This is a genomic window from Pseudoalteromonas sp. SWN166 (genome assembly GCF_015864485.1).
GTDB lineage: Bacteria > Pseudomonadota > Gammaproteobacteria > Enterobacterales > Alteromonadaceae > Pseudoalteromonas.
The window spans coordinates 202,087-222,803 of sequence record NZ_JADYXB010000003.1; the positions used below are offsets into that span (position 1 = coordinate 202,087).

22 protein-coding genes are annotated in these 20,717 nt (G+C 38.2%); 12 read left to right on the top strand and 10 right to left on the bottom strand.

What is annotated here, in order from left to right:
• Positions 1-75: 75 nt before the first annotated feature.
• Positions 76-810, top strand: a complete 735-nt coding sequence (locus I6F49_RS03255) for a dienelactone hydrolase family protein (protein WP_197178368.1) — start codon at positions 76-78, stop codon at positions 808-810.
• Between the two features lie 13 nt (positions 811-823).
• On the opposite strand, the gene I6F49_RS03260 is transcribed toward I6F49_RS03255, so the two are convergent.
• Positions 824-1,747 carry a LysR family transcriptional regulator gene (locus I6F49_RS03260; RefSeq protein WP_197178370.1) on the bottom strand — a complete coding sequence of 308 codons (924 nt, stop codon included), beginning with the start codon at positions 1,745-1,747 and terminating at the stop codon, positions 824-826.
• A 157-nt stretch (positions 1,748-1,904) separates the two neighbouring features.
• Here I6F49_RS03260 and I6F49_RS03265 point away from each other — a divergent pair, with 157 nt between their 5' ends.
• The 5 genes from I6F49_RS03265 to I6F49_RS03285 all read left to right on the top strand — a co-directional run bounded on the left by I6F49_RS03265 (position 1,905) and on the right by I6F49_RS03285 (position 8,203).
• Entirely contained in the window at positions 1,905-2,588 is a 684-nt protein-coding gene (locus I6F49_RS03265; RefSeq protein ID WP_197178372.1) for a type 1 glutamine amidotransferase domain-containing protein, read from the top strand.
• Positions 2,589-2,703: 115 nt separating this feature from the next.
• On the top strand, positions 2,704-3,285 hold the full coding sequence (locus tag I6F49_RS03270; protein WP_166419960.1) for a rhomboid family intramembrane serine protease: 582 nt from the start codon (positions 2,704-2,706) through the stop codon (positions 3,283-3,285).
• Between the two features lie 81 nt (positions 3,286-3,366).
• Positions 3,367-4,212, top strand: coding sequence for a glutathione-dependent disulfide-bond oxidoreductase (yghU, locus tag I6F49_RS03275; protein WP_197178374.1), 846 nt, complete (start codon positions 3,367-3,369; stop codon positions 4,210-4,212).
• 235 nt (positions 4,213-4,447) lie between these two features.
• Entirely contained in the window at positions 4,448-6,427 is a 1,980-nt protein-coding gene (locus tag I6F49_RS03280; protein ID WP_197178376.1) for a putative bifunctional diguanylate cyclase/phosphodiesterase, read from the top strand.
• Between the two features lie 396 nt (positions 6,428-6,823).
• Positions 6,824-8,203, top strand: coding sequence for an FG-GAP repeat domain-containing protein (locus tag I6F49_RS03285; RefSeq protein WP_197178378.1), 1,380 nt, complete (start codon positions 6,824-6,826; stop codon positions 8,201-8,203).
• A gap of 88 nt (positions 8,204-8,291) precedes the next feature.
• Here the strand turns inward: I6F49_RS03285 and I6F49_RS03290 are convergent, their stop codons facing one another.
• Together I6F49_RS03290 and I6F49_RS03295 are read right to left on the bottom strand one after the other, a co-directional pair.
• Complete coding sequence (locus I6F49_RS03290) at positions 8,292-8,744, bottom strand: hypothetical protein (RefSeq protein ID WP_197178380.1); 453 nt, start codon at positions 8,742-8,744, stop codon at positions 8,292-8,294.
• A 12-nt stretch (positions 8,745-8,756) separates the two neighbouring features.
• The gene (locus I6F49_RS03295) at positions 8,757-9,032 is read right to left on the bottom strand and encodes an EF-hand domain-containing protein (RefSeq protein ID WP_197178382.1); all 276 of its coding nucleotides are present in this window, start codon (positions 9,030-9,032) and stop codon (positions 8,757-8,759) included.
• A gap of 299 nt (positions 9,033-9,331) precedes the next feature.
• Between I6F49_RS03295 and I6F49_RS03300 the strand changes: the two genes are divergently transcribed.
• Positions 9,332-10,189, top strand: a complete 858-nt coding sequence (locus I6F49_RS03300; RefSeq protein ID WP_007376869.1) for a PA4780 family RIO1-like protein kinase — start codon at positions 9,332-9,334, stop codon at positions 10,187-10,189.
• 31 nt (positions 10,190-10,220) lie between these two features.
• Here the strand turns inward: I6F49_RS03300 and I6F49_RS03305 are convergent, their stop codons facing one another.
• The 5 genes from I6F49_RS03305 to I6F49_RS03325 form a co-directional block, all read right to left on the bottom strand.
• Complete coding sequence (locus tag I6F49_RS03305) at positions 10,221-10,889, bottom strand: response regulator (protein WP_197178384.1); 669 nt, start codon at positions 10,887-10,889, stop codon at positions 10,221-10,223.
• Between the two features lie 91 nt (positions 10,890-10,980).
• Entirely contained in the window at positions 10,981-12,426 is a 1,446-nt protein-coding gene (locus tag I6F49_RS03310) for an ATP-binding protein (protein WP_197178387.1), read from the bottom strand.
• Positions 12,426-12,956 (bottom strand): hypothetical protein, encoded by a 531-nt coding sequence (locus I6F49_RS03315; RefSeq protein ID WP_197178389.1) that lies wholly within the window; start codon positions 12,954-12,956, stop codon positions 12,426-12,428. Before I6F49_RS03315 ends, I6F49_RS03310 begins: the two co-directional genes overlap by 1 nt.
• A gap of 9 nt (positions 12,957-12,965) precedes the next feature.
• Positions 12,966-14,627, bottom strand: coding sequence for a YHYH protein (locus I6F49_RS03320; protein WP_197178391.1), 1,662 nt, complete (start codon positions 14,625-14,627; stop codon positions 12,966-12,968).
• A 33-nt stretch (positions 14,628-14,660) separates the two neighbouring features.
• Positions 14,661-15,269 carry a flavin reductase family protein gene (locus I6F49_RS03325; RefSeq protein ID WP_197178393.1) on the bottom strand — a complete coding sequence of 203 codons (609 nt, stop codon included), beginning with the start codon at positions 15,267-15,269 and terminating at the stop codon, positions 14,661-14,663.
• Positions 15,270-15,355: 86 nt separating this feature from the next.
• Here I6F49_RS03325 and I6F49_RS03330 point away from each other — a divergent pair, with 86 nt between their 5' ends.
• From I6F49_RS03330 to I6F49_RS03340, 3 genes are all read left to right on the top strand, one after another.
• A complete protein-coding gene (locus tag I6F49_RS03330; RefSeq protein ID WP_197178395.1) occupies positions 15,356-16,900 on the top strand; it encodes a cryptochrome/deoxyribodipyrimidine photo-lyase family protein in 1,545 nt (514 codons plus the stop codon).
• Positions 16,882-17,019 carry a DUF2256 domain-containing protein gene (locus I6F49_RS03335; protein ID WP_197178397.1) on the top strand — a complete coding sequence of 46 codons (138 nt, stop codon included), beginning with the start codon at positions 16,882-16,884 and terminating at the stop codon, positions 17,017-17,019. The genes I6F49_RS03330 and I6F49_RS03335 overlap by 19 nt, the downstream gene beginning before the upstream one ends.
• A gap of 128 nt (positions 17,020-17,147) precedes the next feature.
• Positions 17,148-17,585 carry an OsmC family protein gene (locus I6F49_RS03340; RefSeq protein ID WP_197178419.1) on the top strand — a complete coding sequence of 146 codons (438 nt, stop codon included), beginning with the start codon at positions 17,148-17,150 and terminating at the stop codon, positions 17,583-17,585.
• 84 nt (positions 17,586-17,669) lie between these two features.
• Here I6F49_RS03340 and I6F49_RS03345 read toward each other — a convergent pair whose 3' ends face one another.
• Positions 17,670-17,903 (bottom strand): 2TM domain-containing protein, encoded by a 234-nt coding sequence (locus tag I6F49_RS03345; RefSeq protein ID WP_331461439.1) that lies wholly within the window; start codon positions 17,901-17,903, stop codon positions 17,670-17,672.
• 171 nt (positions 17,904-18,074) lie between these two features.
• On the opposite strand from I6F49_RS03345, the gene I6F49_RS03350 reads away from it, so the two are divergent.
• A complete protein-coding gene (locus I6F49_RS03350) occupies positions 18,075-18,851 on the top strand; it encodes an EAL domain-containing protein (protein WP_197178401.1) in 777 nt (258 codons plus the stop codon).
• 47 nt (positions 18,852-18,898) lie between these two features.
• Here I6F49_RS03350 and I6F49_RS03355 read toward each other — a convergent pair whose 3' ends face one another.
• Complete coding sequence (locus tag I6F49_RS03355) at positions 18,899-20,386, bottom strand: dipeptidase (protein ID WP_197178403.1); 1,488 nt, start codon at positions 20,384-20,386, stop codon at positions 18,899-18,901.
• 138 nt (positions 20,387-20,524) lie between these two features.
• On the opposite strand from I6F49_RS03355, the gene I6F49_RS03360 reads away from it, so the two are divergent.
• Positions 20,525-20,716: a DUF2986 domain-containing protein gene (locus I6F49_RS03360; RefSeq protein WP_197178405.1), complete on the top strand. Its 192-nt coding sequence runs from the start codon at positions 20,525-20,527 to the stop codon at positions 20,714-20,716.
• Position 20,717: the final 1 nt, after the last annotated feature.

Below are 20,717 nucleotides of genomic sequence, written 5' to 3' on the forward strand. Positions count from 1 at the left end.
GACTACAAAAGTCGTTTATTTTATCGCGCTCAGTTACCATATCAATTATATATTTTTGTTTAACTGAGCGCTTTTATGATAATTCAACAACATAATGCAGACTTGCCAACACCTACAGGTTTAATGCGAACCACTGTTTACCGCCCCCAAGTGCAAGGGCAATTTCCTGCTGTTATTTTTTATTCTGAGATTTTTCAGCAAACCGCCCCAATCGCACGCAGCGCAGCTATTTTAGCAAGCCATGGCTTTGTAGTATTAGTGCCTGAAGTGTTTCACGAGTTAAATCCTATAGGTACTGTGCTTGCTTACGATGATGCAGGTAAAGATAAAGGCAATGCCGATAAGTGGGCAAAGCCACTTGAGCATCATGATAGCGACACGCAAGCCATGATCGACTTTATAAAACAACAAAGCTATTGCACAGGTACAGTAGGCGCAATGGGCGTATGTATTGGTGGGCATTTAGCTTATAGAGCAGCACTAAACCCTGAAGTTAAAGCAGCACTTTGTTTATACGCTACTGACATTCACAGCAATACATTACCAGCAAAAACTGGCAATAACTCATTTGAGCGCATGGCTGATATACAAGGCGAAATTCACTTTATATGGGGTAAACAAGACCCGCACGTACCGCAAGAAAGTCGTACTAAAATTTATCAACAAGCTGTTGCCACGGGGATAAATTACCAATGGCAAGAAGTTAACGCGCAACATGCTTTTATGCGCGATGAAGGCGAGCGATACGATGCAGCCCTTGCCATTAATATGTACCAGCAAGCGGTGGTATTATTTAATCGAACTTTATAAAAGCATTATATTATTAAAAACTTTTCAGCATACCTAAGGCGGTATGCTGTTTTACAAAATATGCTTTTAAGTAATCAATAAACAATCGTAGCTTTTTAGAACCCGCAGCCCCTGGGGGAAATACCCCGTAAAGCTCAATATCTTTACTTTTATAATCATCTAATATAATTTCAAGCAGCCCAGCTTGTACCTTTGGCCATGCATCATAAAGCGGAATACGCCCAATGCCATGCCCCGCTTCTACAAATGCAGTACGTGCAGCGGCATTATTGGTGCTTAAACCGCCTTGCATTGTAACATCGTATTTTTTGCCATCTTTTGAAAGCGTTAACGTTTTGCTTCCTAATTGATAAACCACCCACTGATGCTCTGCTAATTCTAAAGGCGTTTTAGGTTTGCCAAAATGGGTAAAGTAATCCGGCGCACCACAAATACAGGTGCTCATTGTTGTAAGTTTAGTTGCTTGTAAATTAGAGTCGCTAAGTGCCACGCCTCTAATTGCAAAATCAAACCCATTTTTAATAATATCAACCACATCGTCAGTAAGTTGTAAGTCTATTTGAATTTTAGGGTATTGGCGCTTAAACGTATTTATTGCGGGCACAATTAGCTGCATTCCCACATTTACGGGGCAACTAATCTTAAGTAACCCTTGCGGCTCACTTTTTATATTTTCTATTTGTTGATTAGCGGCATTAGCTTGTTCGGTAATTATTCTACAACGCTCATAGTAAGCAATACCCGCTTCAGTCAGCGCCATGGTACGGGTTGAGCGATTTAGTAAAGTAACTTCAAGCTGAGTTTCTAACTTTTTTAAATGATAACTGGCTACGGCTCGCGTAAGTCCTAGCTGTTTAGCGGCAGCAGTTAAACTGCCCTGCTCTACTATTTGGGCAAATACCACCATACTTTTTAACTGCTCAAACGACACCTTCATAAACGCTCCGTAGCATATTTTAAATTCAACCTTTCTATTGTATCAATTATTAAACCAATAAAGTTGAATTTATCATCGTTGTTTAAACCGCTGTTAGTGCATATAGTAATTGGTAAGCAAGACTTACTAATTTAAATCATCAGAAGGAATATATTCTATGTCTAAAAAAATACTTATGGTTCTTACATCTCACGCAGAACTTGGTAACACTGGCGAAAAAACAGGTTTTTGGGTAGAAGAATTTGCAGCCCCTTATTATGCATTTGTTGATGCAGGTGTTGAAGTAACATTAGCGTCTCCAGCTGGCGGTCAACCACCGATTGACCCAACAAGTACACTTTCTGATTTTCAAACAGATGCAACTAAACGTTACGACGCAGATAGCGCAGCACAAACACTAATGGCAAATACTAAAGTGTTGAGCGAAGTAAAATCTGGCGATTTTGACGCGGTATTTTATCCAGGCGGTCACGGTCCATTATGGGATTTGGTTGATAACATCGATTCAATTTCACTTATCGAAAGCTTTGTAAAAGAGCAAAAACCTGTTGCAGCGGTATGTCATGCAAGTGCAGCGTTTTTGAATGTTAAAGATGCCGATGGCAATGCGCTAGTAGCCGGTAAAAAAGTAACTGGCTTTACTAACTCTGAAGAAGCTGCAGTACAACTTACCGATATCGTGCCATTTTTAGTGGAAGACGAGCTAATTAAAAAAGGTGGTGACTATCAAAAAACTGACGATTGGGGTGTATTAGCACTAGTAGATGGTTTAGTTATTACCGGTCAAAACCCAGCAAGCTCTGAACTAGCAGCTAAAAAACTATTAACTAAGTTAGGTTAATTGGGATTAATTAGTAAGAAAGCACAGCGTTTTTGCGCTGTGCTTTTTTAATTGCTTTTCATTAGTAAATACAATTCCTATACTGGCAACTCTTAAAGTCAATTAGGGCGATTATATGGCAACCAAGCCAACCACACAGTCATTACTAACCAGCACACGTTTTGCAATTTTTAGTGTTGTTACTATTTGCTTTGTACTACAAGTGATCAATAGCCTACCTGGTATAAACCTAAATGGTTTAGGTATATATCCACGCAGTATTCAAGGGTTAATTGGTATATTATGTGCGCCATTTTTACATGGTAGCTGGTGGCACTTTGCCAGTAATATGATCCCATTTGTGGTGTTAAGTTGGCTAATTTGTCAGTACAGCGTAAAACGTTTTTATAACGTATTTATTTTTACCGCTCTAGTTGGTGGACTGTTAGTTTGGGCATTTGGGCGCAGTAACATACATGTTGGTTTAAGCGGTGTTATATATGGTTTATGGGGCTTTATTCTATGCTACGGCTTAGTCAGACGCTCATTAAAATCAATTATAATTGCTGTTGTAGTGGCTATACTTTATAGCGGTTTTATATGGGGTGTTTTACCCCAGCGCTATCATGTATCGTTTGAAAGCCATTTATTTGGAGCTTTAAGCGGGTTCTTTTTAGGTTATAGATTAGCAAAAGCCGATAAATTAAAAGGTCGGTAAATTAAATGCTTAGCATTGCCTTTAATTAATTTTTAATGGCCACATTTATTATATATGTATTTTATCTAACAGAGGTTATTTATGAGTGATCAAAACGAATACACGCCAGCAAAAGTATGGACGTGGGAAAGCGAAAGTGGCGGTAAATTTGCCAGTATTAACCGCCCAATTGCAGGCGCGACTCATGACAAAACTCTACCTATTGGTGAGCACGCATTTCAGCTTTACTCTCTTGCTACACCTAATGGCCAAAAAGCTACAATCATGTTTGAAGAGCTTTTACAGCTTGGTTGCACTGACGCAGATTACGACGCATATTTAATAAACATTGGTGATGGCGATCAGTTTGGATCTGACTTTGTAGATATTAATCCTAATTCAAAAATTCCAGCGTTAATGGATCATTCAACCACACCGCCTACTCGCATCTTTGAATCAGGTTCTATTTTACAGTATTTGGCTGAAAAATTTGATGTGCTCATCCCTAAAGATTTAAAAGCTAAAACAGAGTGTCGTAACTGGTTATTTTGGCAAATGGGCTCAGCGCCATACTTAGGTGGTGGATTTGGCCATTTTTATAGCTACGCACCAAGTAAAATGCAATACCCTATTGACCGTTTTACCATGGAAACAAAGCGTCAGCTTGATGTGTTAAATCGCCATTTAAGCGAAAATGAATACATGGCGGGCGATGAATACTCAATTGCCGATATCGCAATTTGGCCGTGGTACGGATCGTTAGTTTTAGGTGACTTATATGATGCTGCAGAGTTTTTAGATGTTGCCTCATACACTCATGTTTTACGTTGGGCAAAACAAGTTGCTGATCGCCCTGCTGTAAAGCGCGGCCGTCGTGTAAATCGCACATGGGGACCCGAGGAAGAGCAAATGGCAGAGCGCCATAACGACAGTGATTTCGAAGGTTAACTTTATAAAACAGCAATTAAAGTCGCTAACACTTTAACCTGCTTAATAATTTTAAGGCTCAAAATAAATATTTATTTTGAGCCTTTTTACTTTTTAAACTTTTTTTATTTCACTCATAGACTATATTTATTTAGTTGTGTAAAAGTTCGTTAAGCTCTTTGTATTACCAGTGATGTAATTTTCTAAATGGTTTACTTAATTTCCTAGGTGTTGTTTTTGAAAAAGGTATTAATTAGTGCCATATAATAATTTAAGTACTGATGAGCGAAAAGAAGCGCTCAAAATTTTATACTCGAATGCGGTTGCCGGAATTGCCGTTTCTGTATTGGTAAGCGTTGCTTTAGTATTTGCTTTTGATATAAGTAACGAGAATATCAACCACGATAAAATAGTATGGTTTGGCATAATAATGAGTGTGCTTACTTTGCGCACTATTGATGTAGGGCTTTTCTTGAAAACTCAAAAGTCCAATAAACCTTATAATACAAGCTCTTACCTAAGCCGTTTTTCTATTGGTTGCGTACTAACAGCAATGTCTTGGTGTGGTTATGCTCTTTGGTTTCATAGCACATCATCTACTATAGAAGTTACCACTACCATAGCTATTTTATCAGCGCTTGCTGGTGGCTCTGCCAACATACTATCTGGTAGCCGTTTTACTGCTGTTTTATATAGCTTTACTTTATTAGCTCCCTACTCTTTTCTGTTAATGCTTTCAAGCGATCATTACCAGCACATATTAGGGCTATTAGGCTTAACTTTTGCATTTATTATGATTGCTTCATCATACAAATCAGCCACATTTACACATAGCGCAATTCAGCTCAAAAACCAAAATAGAGAACTGCTTAATGAAATGGAAAACAAGGTTGAGCAACGTACTGAAGAGATCTATCGCTTGTCCAATACCGACCCACTCACTAATTTATTAAACCGGACCGCATTTTTAAAAAATGCAAACAAACAAATCACAGATAATCCTAAAGATCCCTTTGCTTTATTATTTGTAGATTTAGATGGGTTTAAACAAATAAACGATTCGCTAGGCCATAAAGTAGGCGATAAAGTATTAAAAGAAATAGCCCTGAGAATTAGCAATGTATGCAACCAACAGCTTTATAAATGCCGCTGGGGCGGGGATGAGTTTTTAATTTTAGCAACGTATCAAACCAAAGCTGAGCTTTTCGAGTTTGCTAATAAAGTACTTCAGAGTATTGGCGCCGAACGTAAAACATATAAATATCAAAAATGGGTATCTGCCACAATTGGAATTGCTATGTATCCTGAGCACGGAGATGATTTAAATACCTTAATTCGCTCAGCTGATACCGCAATGTATCACCAAAAACGCATGGCTAAAGGTAATATAAATATTTATAGCGATTCGCTCAAATTAAAACAAGAAAGGGAATATCTTTTAAGCCAACGTTTAGCCAGTGCCTTAGAAGAAAACGGTTTAAGGCTAGTATTTCAACCCATTGTTGATAGCAAAACATCAAAAGTAACCTCGTTTGAATCACTTTTACGCTGGCAACTAGACGGTGAAAACATTTTTCCTGATGAGTTTATTACTATTGCTGAGCAATACGGTTTAATTACCGAACTGGGCCTTTGGGTAATCGATCAAGCCTGTATTCAAGCTAAAAAGTTTAGCCATTTACAACCCCAAATTGCTATAAGCGTGAACGTATCGGTTATTCAACTACAAGATCCTGATTTTGTAACTAAGGTATTAAAAATAGTAAATACCCACCAAATAGAGCCTAAAAATCTACATATAGAGATTACTGAATCAGTATTTGCCGAGGATAAACTCACATTTTTAACAGCTGTTAAAGCGCTACAAAAACAAGGTTTTTGTATTTCAATTGATGATTTTGGTACTGGTTACTCATCACTCTCAAGCATGCTTGATATTGGTGTAGATATAGTAAAAATAGATAGAAGCTTTATTCAGAATATGGATAAAAGAGGATTAAGTATTATTCATGCAATTGTACAAATGGCCTCATCTTTAGACTTTATGGTTGTTGCCGAAGGCGTCGAAACCATTGAGCAAGCAAATACACTCACTGATATTGGTGTATCTCACCTTCAGGGTTATTACTTTTCAAAACCAATGGAAGTAGATTTTGTAGACGCTTATCTGCATGGGCAAAACAAGCTGTGTAATTATACCAACCTGCATAAATATTTGATCAATTTAACGGATTAAATTGCACTATAACGTCGTTAAAAATTTTTAATTTAGAACAACTAGATACAAAAACTTTTGCCTAGTTCTAGCGTAATTTTCTTAACGTTAAATAGACCCCATATATAAGCAGATTGGTATTAACAATTCCCCGAATAAAAAGCAGCAGAGTTTCAATTTATAAGCTCGCGTGCTGGCTTTCAAATTAACTAAACATAATCTTACAATTACTTACACCCAGTACATAGTAATTAGCGTAGGCTAAATATAATCCAACTTACATAAGTATATTACGTTTAAACTTACGCTAATTAGCACAATAGCCAGCACTGAACATAACAAGTTATGCGCTACGTTATTTTAATAAGTGAATAATAAAAACGTGATTATATAACTAAATATAAAAAAGGAATTTGCATGATAAAACCACTTTTCTATTCACTCATCACTTTACTTACCCCCATGAGCGTTATAGCTCAAACAATGACAATAAAAACAACTGATGAATTAGTATCAACCGATTCAGAGATTTTATTTGCATATAATAAAGAATCAAAACAACTAGAAGCCATCAATTTACTCACATCACTAAGTAGCGAACTTACTTTACCAAAAAGTGCCATCGGGTTTGATGTGGCTACACTTGCTAATGTAGCCGATAAACAAGCGCTCATATTAACGAGTGATGGCGTATACAAAGCACAAACAGGTGAACCAACACTACTGTTTAATTATGAATCGGTTCTAAACCAATTAAAAATAGATAAACTTGAAAAAATAGACTTTGTTTTCGATGCAAATAATGATGGCCTAAGCGATATTTTCATCCCTGATTTAGCAAGCAGCACTTTATATATTCAAAGCAAAGATGGGAGCTTTAAACCTAACAAATTTAAGCAAACCCCTTTGTACGAAGGTAGTTTTTCAAGAAAAGGGCTTTCGCTAGAAGTTAATATTAACAATAAACCGGTCGTTATTGATTTTAACCACGACGGCGTAAACGATTTGGTTTTTTCAAATGACTTTGGAGCCGATGTTTTGCTTGGTACTTCAGAAGGCTTTGCTCAAAAGCTTACCTCGATTGATTTTAACATCGAATTAGGCGAGTTAAGTAATGGCGAGACTCGCAAAATAAAGCAAATTATTGATATTAATAATGACGGATTTCTAGATTTTACAACCAGACAGTTTAAGCCAACGCAAGGTATGGATTCGTTAGATATAAAAATAGCACATACTTTGTACCTAGGAAGTGCTAAAGGCTTTAGTAATTCGCCCATTCCCTTATTTGAAACACAAGGCCCCAGTGAATTATTGCTCAAAACTGATTTTAATAACGATGGCTTAATCGATTTACAAAAAATGGATTTAGATATTGGCTTAGGTACTATCGCTTCTATGGCATTGGGCGGCGGCAGTACTGATGTAGATGTAGAGATGAACCTTTATAAGCAGCAGCCTGATGGTTCATTTGCCAATGAATCGAGTATCGAACTTGATTTAGAAATGGAAGTGGGAATGAACGGCGATGACTCCGACCCAGCGCTCTATTTTGGCGATATTAACGGCGACAGCTATATTGACGCGGTTTACAAATACAGTAAAAAAACACTGTATATTTATTACGGAGAGCAAGATTCACTCCTCAATAAAAAACGTAAAAAATTAAAATTAACACTACCTAAAAATAATAAAGATATTCTATTAGTTGATATAAACCAAGATGGTAAAAAAGACTTTGTATTTAAATTTACCGAAGAAGATGGCACCAGCAAAATAGAAACACGTTTAAATTAAGCCAATAAAAAAAGCCCAACAGAATTAACCGTTGGGCTTTGGACTTAAGACTTATGAGTAACAATCAGCTTACTCTAAGCTATAACACCTAAGCAGTTACATTTAGCAGTGAATCGCCTTCACTTAAACCAAACTTCTCTTGCACTGATGCAAGAATCGATTCTTTATCTTCATCAGACAACTGACTTGAATACTCAGTTAATAGCTCATCTAAGTAGCTCACTACTTCGTCTGTATCTACTGATTCTAATGAGTTTTGTGGCGGTGGCGGCGGTCTTTGACCTTCTACACGTCCTGCATCACCAATACTTTTAGCATCAAACTCAAGTTCGCCCATTAAATCAGCAAGCTCTTTTGTTGGTGCAATACCTTGCTCTTTAAACGCAGCTTGAATACTTTGCGCATCGTCGCTAGTTAAGTTTTCTGCATCAAACTCTGCAAGCGTTTCTTTAACAAAGTCGCTTTGCTCTGTTGTTAGTTTTGCAGCTTGGCTATTTTGCTGTGGCATATAGCTTGCTGAACTACTGATATTGTTAATCATTTTAGTATCCTTTCAACGTTCACGACGAGGTGGTTTATGTTCACTTAGCTCTTGCTCACTAATTTCGCCATTGCCATCAGCATCTATAGAATCAAAAATTGTTTGTGCATCGCCGTGTGGCGGTTTTTTAGCATTAAATTCTTCAAAGCTAATTACGCCATTACCATCAGCATCAATACTTGAAAAGTCAGGTTTTTCAGGAGGATTGTCACCGCCTCGAGCAGCTACATTAGCTGAAAAAGCAATAGATAATATTGCCACTGTGGCAAGAGTTGAAAAATGCTTCATAGTAATAACCTCGTATTTAAGAATTAAATTAATATTACCCTTTAAAAATGCAAACAATGTGCAAATAATAAGGAAGTAATAAATTATTTTTAATAAAACTGATGATTCAAAAAAGTTCCGGTTGATTGGTTTGCAATCAATATATAAGCTAATAAAAAATACAATTAATAACTCTCAAGCAGTTGCGTTACTGCCCTTAATTCTCAAAGCTGATATACTGCTTGAGCCAATTAAACAAACAAATACAGAGCACTTTCATAAATAATGATTAATAACCAACCCTATTTAGCAGGCAATCTGTGAAAATACCTAAACGCCTACAACCCCTTGTTGATGATGGCCTTATTGACGAAGTTATAAGCCGACTAATGAGCGGTAAAGAAGCCGATGTATTTATTGTGCGTTGTGGTGAACACATTCGCTGCGCAAAGGTTTATAAAGATGCGGTTAAGCGTAGCTTTAAAAAAGCAGCACAATACCAAGAAGGCCGGAAAGTACGTGGCGGTCGCCAAGCGCGTGCCATGGGTAAACGTTCTAGCTATGGCCGTCAATTAGAAGAAGAAATTTGGCAAAATGCTGAAGTAGATGCTTTATCTCGTTTAGCTGGCGTAGGTGTACGTGTTCCTGATACTTACTTTTGTATTGATGGCGTGCTGCTTATGGAACTCGTGTCGGACGAGGACGGTAATGTAGCTCCTCAACTTGGGCATGTAGTTTTTAGCGAAGAGCAAGCTATTGAGCAACATAAACTCATGATGCATTACATTAAGCTTATGCTTTGCGCAGGTATAATACACGGTGACTTATCTGAATTTAATGTACTTGTAGATAATAACGGCCCTGTAATTATAGATTTACCGCAAGCAGTTAACGCTTCTGCAAATAACAGTGCACAAGCTATGTTTGCACGCGATGTAAATAACATCCGTCGCTATTATGGCGAATTTGCGCCAAGCATACTAAAAACTCAATACGCTAAAGAAATGTGGGCATTATTTGAAGAGGCAAATTTAACGCCTAATTCAACGCTTACTGGTGAATTTGAAGACAGCGACGAACTTGCTGATGTAGATTCTATTCTTGATGAAATTCAGGCGGCAGAATACGAAGAGTTTGATCGTTTAGAACGAATTAAAAATGCTGACGACGATGAGTAGATCATCGTCATAGCTTACTAAAGCCCCCTTACTACGGATACACAAATCGGTAGCCAACGCCATAAACAGACTGAATAACACTTTCAGTTTGTGTCACTTCATCTAGTTTTTTACGCAACTTTTTAATATGGCTATCAATAGTACGGTGGCTTACAATACGCTGATCGGCGTACATTGTATCCATTAAGCTATCGCGCGAATAAATACGGTTAGGGTTATTAAACAAAGGTTTAAATAACTGAAACTCAAAGTTAGTAAGCTCAATACAACTGGTTTTAAATTTTACAGTGTAGGTGCTTTCATCAAGTTGCATAACCGTTGCTTTTGGCTCTTCGCTATTGAGGCGCCTCAAAATAGCTTTAACTCGCGCCACCAGCTCAGCATAACTAAACGGCTTACAAATATAATCATCTGCGCCTAATTCAAGCCCAAGTAATCTATCTATTTCTTCTACTTTTGCCGATACCATAATAATAGGCACATTTGAAAAGCGCCTGATTGCTTTACACAATTCAATACCACTTTGACCTGGTAGCATTATGTCGAGCAAAATTACGCTCGGCCTGTTAATTTCAAGCCAAGGTAATACTTCATTTCCGTGATGTATTTGATGAGTAACAAAATGATGGCTACTTAAAAAGTCACTCATTAAGTTAGCTAGCTTTACTTCATCTTCTACAATCAGTATTTGTTCGCTCATAGAGTTCTCTGTTATTAGTAATCCAAAATTAGGATAAAAATACCATATCAAACAAAGTTCAAGTTACGTATTTTTTGTGAATCAACTAAAGCTAAATAGTTGGTAGCCTAATAATAATAGCAAGGCCGCCTAAACTGGCTTTTTCAGCGGCTATTTCACCTTTGTGTCCTTTAACTATATGCTGACAAATAGACAAACCTAAGCCTGAACCGCCCTCTTGACGATTACGCGAGCTATCTACTCGATATAAATACTCAAACAAATGCGATAAATGCGACTGATCTACACCTACGCCATTATCTTCAATTATAAGCTCTAAGTAGGTTTGCCCTTTAATGCTTATATTACTAGCCGTTAATGAAATAGTTGTGCATTGAGCATAATGTACCGCGTTCATTAAAATATTATCGAGTAGCTGTAAAAGGCGCGTTTTATCTGCTTGTACAGTTATATGTTTAGCGCTATTTAGTAGATAAATTTTTATATTATGTTGTTCAAGTATAGCCTGATACTTTTGCTCTACAGTGCTTAATAGTAACGCCATGTCAGTAGGTTGCATAGTGTAGTGCATTCCCCCTAACTCTGCGCTGTTGAGCATATGTAAGTCGTCTATTAAGCGTTTTAAATGCAAAGCTTCATCGTTAGCCGAACTTATATTTTTTGTATTCGGTTCGCGTATGCCAAGTAGCATAGCTTCAAGTTCACCGAGTAAAATGCTCATTGGCGTCCTAAGCTCATGAGAAATATTAGCAAGCCAGCGTTTACGTACTTGCTCGTCTTTAGCGAGTGTAAATGCAAGCGTATTAAAATCTTCGCTTAATTGGCCTAATTCGTCTTTTCGCTCAAGCGTAAGTTTGGTCTCGTAATTCCCTTGTGTTAAGCGATGCATACCATTTGCAATTTGCTTTACAGGGCTAACTAAGTGGCGAGATAATAAAAAGGTAACAAGTAACGTAAGCAGTACCGCAGCTAATGCAATAAACCATAAATAGTTAGTTTGCTGTTGTAAAAAATCAAGCTCATAGCCATCAACCAAGCTATCTCTTTTGGAAACCGCTAAGTAACCCACTATTTTATCGCCCACTGTAATTTCGGTTGTTATATAGTTCAGGTCGCTGAGGTATCTACCCACTACTAGTTGTTTATTTTCGTCAAGCAAAGCATAGTGAGCAATATTTTCAGGTGGTAGGCGGCGACCATCCCCTAAACGAATATGATCTGGCGGCGGTCGTCGCATCATTCGCCCACGCGGACCAGGACCTTCTTGTGCCCTAGGCAAAAACTGGCTATTTTCTAATTGAGATTCAATAAGTACTCTAAAATTTTCACCGTCACCAACAACACGCTTCCACGACGGTGTTTTCTCGTATTGTTTAGATAGTTGCACAACAAGTGGTTCAAGCGCTTTTATTTCTTTTGCATTAACAAAATCAATCACGCCTTGACCAATACTCCATTGTATAAGTACCACTAGCCCAGCAATAACACTAAAGGTAAAACTAAATAGTATTAAAAAAAGTTTATTATGAATTTTCATTAGTGTGTGTTTTCAACCTTGCTAGGAAAGCTTTCAAATCGGTATGTTATAAACTCTTTGGTTTGATCGTTAACATACAATGTAGCAACTATTTTCTTGCCCTGAGCGGTCCAATACATATGACCATGATTATTTAAAGTAACCGATACGGTATTTATAGCACTTTTAAATAAGTTAGCTGGTAAATGCAATGCATGTCCGTAAATTCGCTGTATTTTAATCCCATTTATATATAAATGAGCGTGACCTTGTAAAAAGCCCGTGTCATCGTTTGTAGTAACGCTCATCATTTGCTGCATGTTCATCTCGCCCTCGGGGGGTACTGATAAATCATAACGCAGCGTATCCAACATCAAGTTGTAACCCGACATACTATCTTTTAATAACTTAAGACTTAATGCCGGAGTTGGCGCATCGCTTGGCACTGCGATAAGCATATGGTTATGATCCATTATTTCCTGCTGCGCAAAAAGCTTAAAGCTCAATAGCGCAGCAGTAGTAAGGATCAGTGCGTATTTAAAATAACGCATAGTGACTCCTTACATTCCCGGTGGTGGACCCATTGTTTCGCCAGTGTCACAGCGACCAATTGAATTATCGGCTAATTGGCCTTTAAAGCGCGGCCCTATTTGATAAGGGAAAGAAGGCTGTAATTTACCATCGCTGTCTAACGTTAGTGTTATATGGTAATGATAACCCTTGCCATCGTTAGTATCGTGCCCGTTATGCTCATCTAGTTGTGCACCAGTAACTGTTTTTTGTGCATAATAAAAATCTTCAAAATAATAACCGTTATCAGCGTTTAGTGTATTACCAGAAAGCGTCGTTACTTCTGCGCCAATAGCAGGACCTGCATCACTTATTTGCGTACCTTGGCTAACATCGTATTGATTTACTAAGGTACAGCTTCGCTCACCCTCAGTGCCACAGCCACCTTCACTTTCTGATGCGCCATAATCACGCATTTCCCAGCCGCTTAATGCAAGTTGACCGTTACTTTCATAAGGACCGTAAAGCGGATAGCCATCAGCTGCAAACCCATAAATAGGTGAATGTGCATCGCCATCATCTTCAAGTAAATCAGCTAAACAGCTCGTGTAAAAATGGTGATGATATTCACCGTTAGCAGCGTGACCACCACATACATCAACATCGTATTGCTCAGCAATGGGCGCTAATGTATACCAAATATTATTACCGTAACTCATGCCATCGCCCCAGTTAAATATACTGGTGCCATTAACCATTAAGCCCACTGTACCTAAACCCGTTTCGCAGGTTTCGGTATCCGATAAGTCGTTAGGTGTTATGGGAAAGTACGCCTCAACTGTTTGTTCTGTCGGGCAACCTGGCCCTGGAGGCCAATAACCGGCACCGCCTGTGTCATCACAATTTTCAGTACTGCTGTTATAGCCAATATCTTCACCAAACGAAATTGTTTGCCCAACTTCTGCTGAAGTTACACCGTTATAAAAGTCAGTCGCTGCACGTGGACGATTATTAAGTGAATCTACTTGGTCTTGTGTAAGCGTTACGTCATATTTAGGAATGTCAGTTGTTTGCACATACATGTATTCAACATCGGCATCGTCTTGTGCAACAGTAACAACCTCAACCGATTGCACGTCCTCAACCACTGCACCATTGTTTTGTATATAAGTAGAGGTTGTATCGTTGTTAATTAACCAGCTGGTAAGTTTGGCACTATTATCAATAGTGCCAGTATCTGAGTCTGATGAAGCAATAACATTAACTATAACTGTATCTATAACAACATCGTTAGTACCGTCATCTGCACTGATTTCAAACACGAGCGCTTCATCAGTTAACACCTCAGGTGCAACAAACTCTGTAGACGTTGCTGTACTTGAAGATAAACTAACGGTAGTGCCTGATGTTTGTGACCAACTAACCGATACTTCACCGTCATCTTCAACCGTTGAACTTAAATAAACGGTATCACCCGCATTAACGGTTTGATCAATACCGGCATCAACTGCTGGAGCTGTATTACTGACTGTTTCGCCTTCAGTCGTTGTGCTTGTTGAATCGCTGTTACATGCGCTTAAAGCGATACAAAGTGAACTTAATGCAAATAACTTAGTTACATTAGCGGCTTTTATTTTAAGAAGTGTTTTCAATGCTTGAACCTTTACTTTAACGTTTAATAAAATAAAGTTAACAAGTAAAAGTGTAAACAATGTGCACAAACTAAGGAAGAATCACCATTAAGATTACAACTGCGGCCTTTTAAGCAAAAACTTATCTTTGGTTGTACTAAAGTAATCGCCGCCCATTTTGCCCACTGCGTTTAATAAGTCAGGGTCGATATAGCCATTACTCATTACGCCATCGTTTATACAAATACCGACTACATCCAACAACATCATTTTTCCGCCGCCAGGCTCATTGGAAATGCTAATAACCTCTCGTAACTTACATTCAAACCGCACTTTTGAATCGGCAACACTTGGCGCGTTCACTAATTGACTTGGAGCTTGGGCGATATTTGCAGCATCAAACTCACTTACATCGCTTGGATAATTTGCACAACTTTGATTCATTTTTTCAACTAGTTCTTCACTTACAATATTAACCACACACTCTTTAGTTGCTAGTAAGTTACTGAGGGTGTCTTTATTTGATTTATCGTTAGGGTTTACTTGCGTAACACTTAAAACAGGTGGCTTGCAGCTAGCAACAGTAAAAAATGAATAAGGGGCGATGTTTGCTATACCTTCACTATTTAATGTGCTTATCCACGCGATAGCTCGAGGGCTTATACCGCCTACTAAGTAAGAGTAAACATTTTGGTTGGTATTTTCGGTTAAATCTAAAAACATATTTTTCCTTTATTAAAAGTTACGCTGCAAATCTTAAAATAAGTTTATTACGTACAACATTTTAAAGCAGCAGCCATTTTTAAAATATGCATGAAAAAATAAACATAGTCTGGTTTAAGCGCGATTTACGTCTTAGTGATCATCAACCTCTAAAAAGTGCATTTAGTAATGGTTTACCTACCCTACTACTTTACAATTTTGAGCCATTATTGATCGAAGATGCACACTACAATGAAAGGCATTGGCGATTTGTATATCAATCAATAGTTGAATTAAATAATCAGCTAGCGCGTTTTAATGCACGCGTTTATATCTTTAATTTAGCTATGAGTGATTTACTTGAGTCGTTAAAAACTCAGTTTGAAATAGTGGACATTTTTAGCCATCAAGAAATTGGCTTAAGTAACACCTTTGAGCGCGATAAAACAATAAAAGCATGGTGCCAGCATAACCACATAAACTGGCAAGAATCACAAACAGGCGCGGTTATTCGAGGCAAAAAAAATCGCGATAATTGGAACGAACGCTGGCAGCAAACAATGCAAGCACCTATTGCTGTTCCTAATTGGAAAAACATAAAAACAATTACCCTCAATAACTACCAAGTACCAGCGCTACCAACTACCTACACGCAAAATCACGACAGCTTTCAGCAAGGCGGTTCTTTGCAAGCACGCACTGTAATGCAGAGTTTTTTTGCTGAGCGTGGCAAAGGTTATCAAAAAGGAATATCAAGCCCAAGTTTAAGCCAAACACACTGCTCTCGACTTTCGCCGTATTTAGCATGGGGGAACATTAGCCTTAGGCAAGTGTATCAAATGGCCATTGATGAATATCATTCAAAACACCCTGATAATAGAGGTTGGAAGCGCCCGCTTGCAGCGTTTGTATCGCGTTTGCATTGGCATTGCCACTTTATACAAAAGTTTGAAAGTGAATGCTCTATGGAGTTTTTAGCCCTTAATTCGGGTTATCATGTATTTCCGTATCGTGATGACAAAAACGTAAAAACCGATATTGAGCGTTGGGCACAAGGTCAAACAGGTGTTCCCATTATTGACGCTTGCATGCGCTGCTTAAAAGCCACCGGCTACATAAACTTTAGAATGCGCGCCATGCTTGTAAGCTTTGTAACGCATCATTTAAATATAAGCTGGCAGCAAGCGAGTTTTCCTTTAGCTAATTACTTTTTAGATTTTGAACCAGGGATTCACTACCCGCAAATTCAAATGCAAGCCTCGGTAACAGGCATTAACACCATTAGGCACTACAACCCAATTAAGCAGTCGGAAGATCAAGACCCAACAGGCTCCTTTATTAAAAAGTGGTGCCCCGAGCTTGAAAAACTCCCTATTGAATACTTACATCAGCCGTGGGAGCAAACTCCGATGGAAGCGCTATTTAACGACTTTAAACTAGGGGAGGATTACCCTGAACCCATGCTTGATTTAACTGCGGCTTCAAAAGAAGCACGCGAGCGCTTATGGCAATACCGTGAGCGAGCTGACGTTAAACGCGCCATAGGGAAAATTCTTAGAAAACACGTAGCAATTACACCAAAAACGAGCCAAGCGAAAAATAAAAACTACACTAACAGTAAGGCTAAGGAAGTATGGCGCACAAAAAACTAAACTTGCCTAAAAAAATATGCCCTATTTGTAATAAACCTTTCGCGTGGCGTAAAAAATGGCTGCGCGACTGGGATAACGTTATTTATTGTTCAGAGCGCTGCAGGCGCAATAAACAGTAATCGCAATTAACTGGCGTCTATTTTGCAACATCATCTGTAATTAGTGCTTTTTCAGTCTTTATTTAAGCTTTTTTTGTAAATAACGCTTATCTAATCTGAAAAGCTTACATTCAAGCAAGGAGAAGATGATGACGATTAAAAAAACGGCAAGCTCAACATGGTCTGGCGACATTAAAACAGGCAAAGGTAGCATATCAACACAAAGTGGCGCGCTTAATAAACAACCTTATGGTTTTAATACCCGCTTTGAAGATGAAGCAGGCTCAAACCCTGAAGAACTAGTAGGTGCAGCGCACAGTGCATGTTTTAGTATGGCGCTTTCACTTGCATTAGGTGATGCTGGCTTTAGCGCAGATAAAATTGATACTAAAGCGACTGTAAGTCTTGACGAAGTAGATGACGGTTTTTCGGTAACGCATATTGCCCTTGAGGTAAAAGCGCGTATTGATGATATTCAAAACGAGCAGTTTCAGGCTCTATGTGAGCAAACCAAAAAGAACTGCCCTATATCAAAACTCTTAAATACCGAAATATCTCTGGATGCAGAACTTCAATCAGCATTTTAACTATTTAGATTTAACTATGTAGATTTAACTATGTAGATAGCCCCTTACTAAAAAAGCCAAGTAAGTAATTACTTGGCTTGCTTATTATGAAGAAGTGTTTTTAGGTTTATTCCAACTCAAAGTATTTACTACTAGCCCAATTCCCATCCCAAGCGCAGGCCATACTACCCACATATAACTAGGTGAAGTCAGTAAATTTATAACGGTGAGCAAAGTTAAAATAAGTAGATATGTTTTAATTTTTTTGCCTAATGTAATTGTGCTGCTCATTTTTATTCTCCAAATAATGTATGCCACTATTATTGTTTTAATAAGCATCGTGCACAGCTGCTAAATGTCATTAAATAGCATGACATTAGTCATTACTCCCCACCTAAAAATATAGTTATTTATCATGCTTCAATACATAAAATCCAATACTTTAATCTGTTTGTGTTAGGCTCTAATTTCAACTAACCTTAAACAAATAAACATTAAAGGATGAGCTAAATGAGCGAAAAATCAAAAGATTTCGAAAAAGTGACATGTAACAACTGCGCTGATACTAACGAACTCGAATTTGATTTTTCAATGGCTTTTCAACCCATTATAAACTGTAAAACTAACCTTATTTATGGCTATGAGGCACTAGTTAGGGGTTTAAATGGCGAGTCTGCTTATTCAATTATTTCAAAAGTAAATGCAGACAACCGCTATGCGTTTGATCAGCTTTGTCGCATTAAAGCCATTCAATTAGCCGCAAAGCTGGGCATAACATCAATGCTAAGCATTAACTTTTTACCTAATGCTATTTATAAACCTGAGCGATGTATACGCACCACACTAGAAGCTGCAAAAAAGTATAACTTCCCTATACAAAATATTATGTTTGAATTTACCGAAGTAGAAAAAATAGAAGACACCGCACATATTAAACGCGTTGTTGATTACTATCAGTCTCTTGGATTTAAAACCGCGACTGACGACTTTGGCGCAGGTTATTCTGGTTTAAATCTACTGGCTGACTTTCAAACGGATATTATTAAGCTTGATATGGCCCTCATACGCGATATAAACAACGATAAAAAGCGTCAATTAATAGTGACTCATTGCTTAAATATGTTTCGCGATTTAAACATAACCCCATTGGCTGAAGGGATTGAAACCGTAGAAGAGTATATATGGCTTAAAAACGCAGGTGTTGAGCTTATGCAAGGGTATTTATTTGCCAAACCAAGCTTTGAAAACTTGCCTGAGGTAAATTTTGAGGAAATAGGTGCTGATTAGTATTCAACACCTATTATTAAACCTAATTGAATCTAAGTACGCTTAAACTACATATTACCTAGCTCTATCATCATCGCTGTGTACATGCGCAAATTTAGCTCTAGTTGCTCAATGGTCATAAATTCATGCTCTGAGTGACCCGTGTAGCGTTTACCTGGCATTGAAGGACCAAACGACACTGCGTTATCAAACAGCTTTGCATTAGTGCCACCACCAATTGATACAAAATCAGCTTTTTCGTCGCCCGTAAAATGCTTGAAAATATCAAGCAGCTTTTGCGCATGTGGCGCGCCATCAAGTAGCATCGGTGTGCCAATAATCGTCTCTATATTAGCAAGGGTTACGTTATTAGCAGCCTGCCAATTAGCGAGTGCATCATCAATTTGCTTTTGTAATACCGCTTCGTCTTTACCCATAGGGCGACGTGCATTTACAGCAAGTGTTAGCGCATTACCATCGCGCTCAACAACGGTTGGGGCCACTGTCATCGGTCCCATAAAGTCGTGCTTGTAAGCTATTTCGCCAAACTGTTTACCATGAATATCTAAACCAATTAACTGATTCACAAAGTCGATTAGCTCGCCGTCACTGTTATTTTCAAGCTCTACGCCTTTAAATAACTCAGCTAAATAGGCAATCGCATTTATACCCGACTCTGGCTCTGATGAATGCGCCGACATACCTTTAACGCTTATTGCTAAACCATTACTTTTTTCACTAAAGTTAAACTCAACTTTATTTAATGTTTTGGCTTTTGCTTTTAATGCATTAATAAGTGCAGCGTCTGCATTGTGAAGTACTAAGCTGGCGTCTTCTGGAATTTGGCTTCTAAACGCACCGCCAGTTACATCCTTTACATACACACCCGTTTGTGGTGATGTTGCTTTAAAGGTAGGAGCAATTAAGCTCCAGCCTTTCTCGGCAACCACTACAGGGTATGATGCATCAATCGTTACTGCATATTTTGGTTGTTCATACGTTTTCATAAATTGAGTAAGCGGGCCCCAATCAGACTCCTCAGCCAGATAAATCATTAACTCAATACGATTATTAAGCGTTATGCCTTTATCTTTAATTGCTTTCATGGCGTAAAGCGCGGTTGCTATTGCGCCTTTATCGTCCTCTGTACCACGACCAACTAATTTACCAGGCTCAGACGTATCAATAATAAACGGGCTTTGTTTCCATTTGCTAGCATTTGCAGGTTGCACATCGCCATGCGTTACTACCGTTACTTTTTCGCTTTGCTCGCCCATACCAATTAATACGGTGTACCCTAAATCTTGGTAGTCAAAACCAAGCTCTGCGGCTTTCATTTTTAACAGGGCTTTAAAGCCAATAAAATCTTGGTTTTGTGGCGTTTTTATATTCGCTTTATTAACCGTAGGAAAGGCAACTAAATTGGTAAGAGTGTGTATTTGAGCATTTTGGTAGGTATCTACTGCGTAATCGGCAACGCTATCAATATTTTTATTTAACTGCGCATGAGCACCAAACGCAAATAAAGCAATACTGGCTAAAGCTAACTTTTTCAAAACAATTCCCATTTAATTAATAACTAAGAGTGGGGAATTATAACGCTATGAGTTACTTACTTATAGCTCTTTACGCCAAACGCGCAGATTACTTAAGGTAAATATTTATATAGCAGCTTTTATGAGGATGACTGTATAATGCGCGACTTAAAATTAACAGGGCATTTAATTGTGAATCGTCGTAAAAAAATCGTCACTAAATTTCAAAAGAAAGATAAACGCACTAACGCTAAACTACACAAAAGCAACAAACCTGGTTATGTGTCAAAAGCTGAGCGCGAAAAGCTAGCTGAGCAAGAAGGTAATGAGCCACAGGTAATTCAAGAGTAAC

Coding starts and splice junctions, on each gene's coding strand:
- I6F49_RS03255 (WP_197178368.1), top strand. CDS start 76: ATGATAATTCAACAACATAATGCAGACTTGCCAACACCTACAGGTTTA.
- I6F49_RS03265 (WP_197178372.1), top strand. CDS start 1,905: ATGTCTAAAAAAATACTTATGGTTCTTACATCTCACGCAGAACTTGGT.
- I6F49_RS03340 (WP_197178419.1), top strand. CDS start 17,148: ATGACGATTAAAAAAACGGCAAGCTCAACATGGTCTGGCGACATTAAA.
- I6F49_RS03305 (WP_197178384.1), bottom strand. CDS start 10,889: ATGAGCGAACAAATACTGATTGTAGAAGATGAAGTAAAGCTAGCTAAC.
- I6F49_RS03360 (WP_197178405.1), top strand. CDS start 20,525: ATGCGCGACTTAAAATTAACAGGGCATTTAATTGTGAATCGTCGTAAA.
- I6F49_RS03350 (WP_197178401.1), top strand. CDS start 18,075: ATGAGCGAAAAATCAAAAGATTTCGAAAAAGTGACATGTAACAACTGC.
- I6F49_RS03290 (WP_197178380.1), bottom strand. CDS start 8,744: ATGATTAACAATATCAGTAGTTCAGCAAGCTATATGCCACAGCAAAAT.
- I6F49_RS03310 (WP_197178387.1), bottom strand. CDS start 12,426: ATGAAAATTCATAATAAACTTTTTTTAATACTATTTAGTTTTACCTTT.
- I6F49_RS03295 (WP_197178382.1), bottom strand. CDS start 9,032: ATGAAGCATTTTTCAACTCTTGCCACAGTGGCAATATTATCTATTGCT.
- I6F49_RS03285 (WP_197178378.1), top strand. CDS start 6,824: ATGATAAAACCACTTTTCTATTCACTCATCACTTTACTTACCCCCATG.
- I6F49_RS03260 (WP_197178370.1), bottom strand. CDS start 1,747: ATGAAGGTGTCGTTTGAGCAGTTAAAAAGTATGGTGGTATTTGCCCAA.
- I6F49_RS03270 (WP_166419960.1), top strand. CDS start 2,704: ATGGCAACCAAGCCAACCACACAGTCATTACTAACCAGCACACGTTTT.
- I6F49_RS03330 (WP_197178395.1), top strand. CDS start 15,356: ATGCATGAAAAAATAAACATAGTCTGGTTTAAGCGCGATTTACGTCTT.
- yghU (WP_197178374.1), top strand. CDS start 3,367: ATGAGTGATCAAAACGAATACACGCCAGCAAAAGTATGGACGTGGGAA.
- I6F49_RS03325 (WP_197178393.1), bottom strand. CDS start 15,269: ATGTTTTTAGATTTAACCGAAAATACCAACCAAAATGTTTACTCTTAC.
- I6F49_RS03315 (WP_197178389.1), bottom strand. CDS start 12,956: ATGCGTTATTTTAAATACGCACTGATCCTTACTACTGCTGCGCTATTG.
- I6F49_RS03345 (WP_331461439.1), bottom strand. CDS start 17,903: ATGCTTATTAAAACAATAATAGTGGCATACATTATTTGGAGAATAAAA.
- I6F49_RS03335 (WP_197178397.1), top strand. CDS start 16,882: ATGGCGCACAAAAAACTAAACTTGCCTAAAAAAATATGCCCTATTTGT.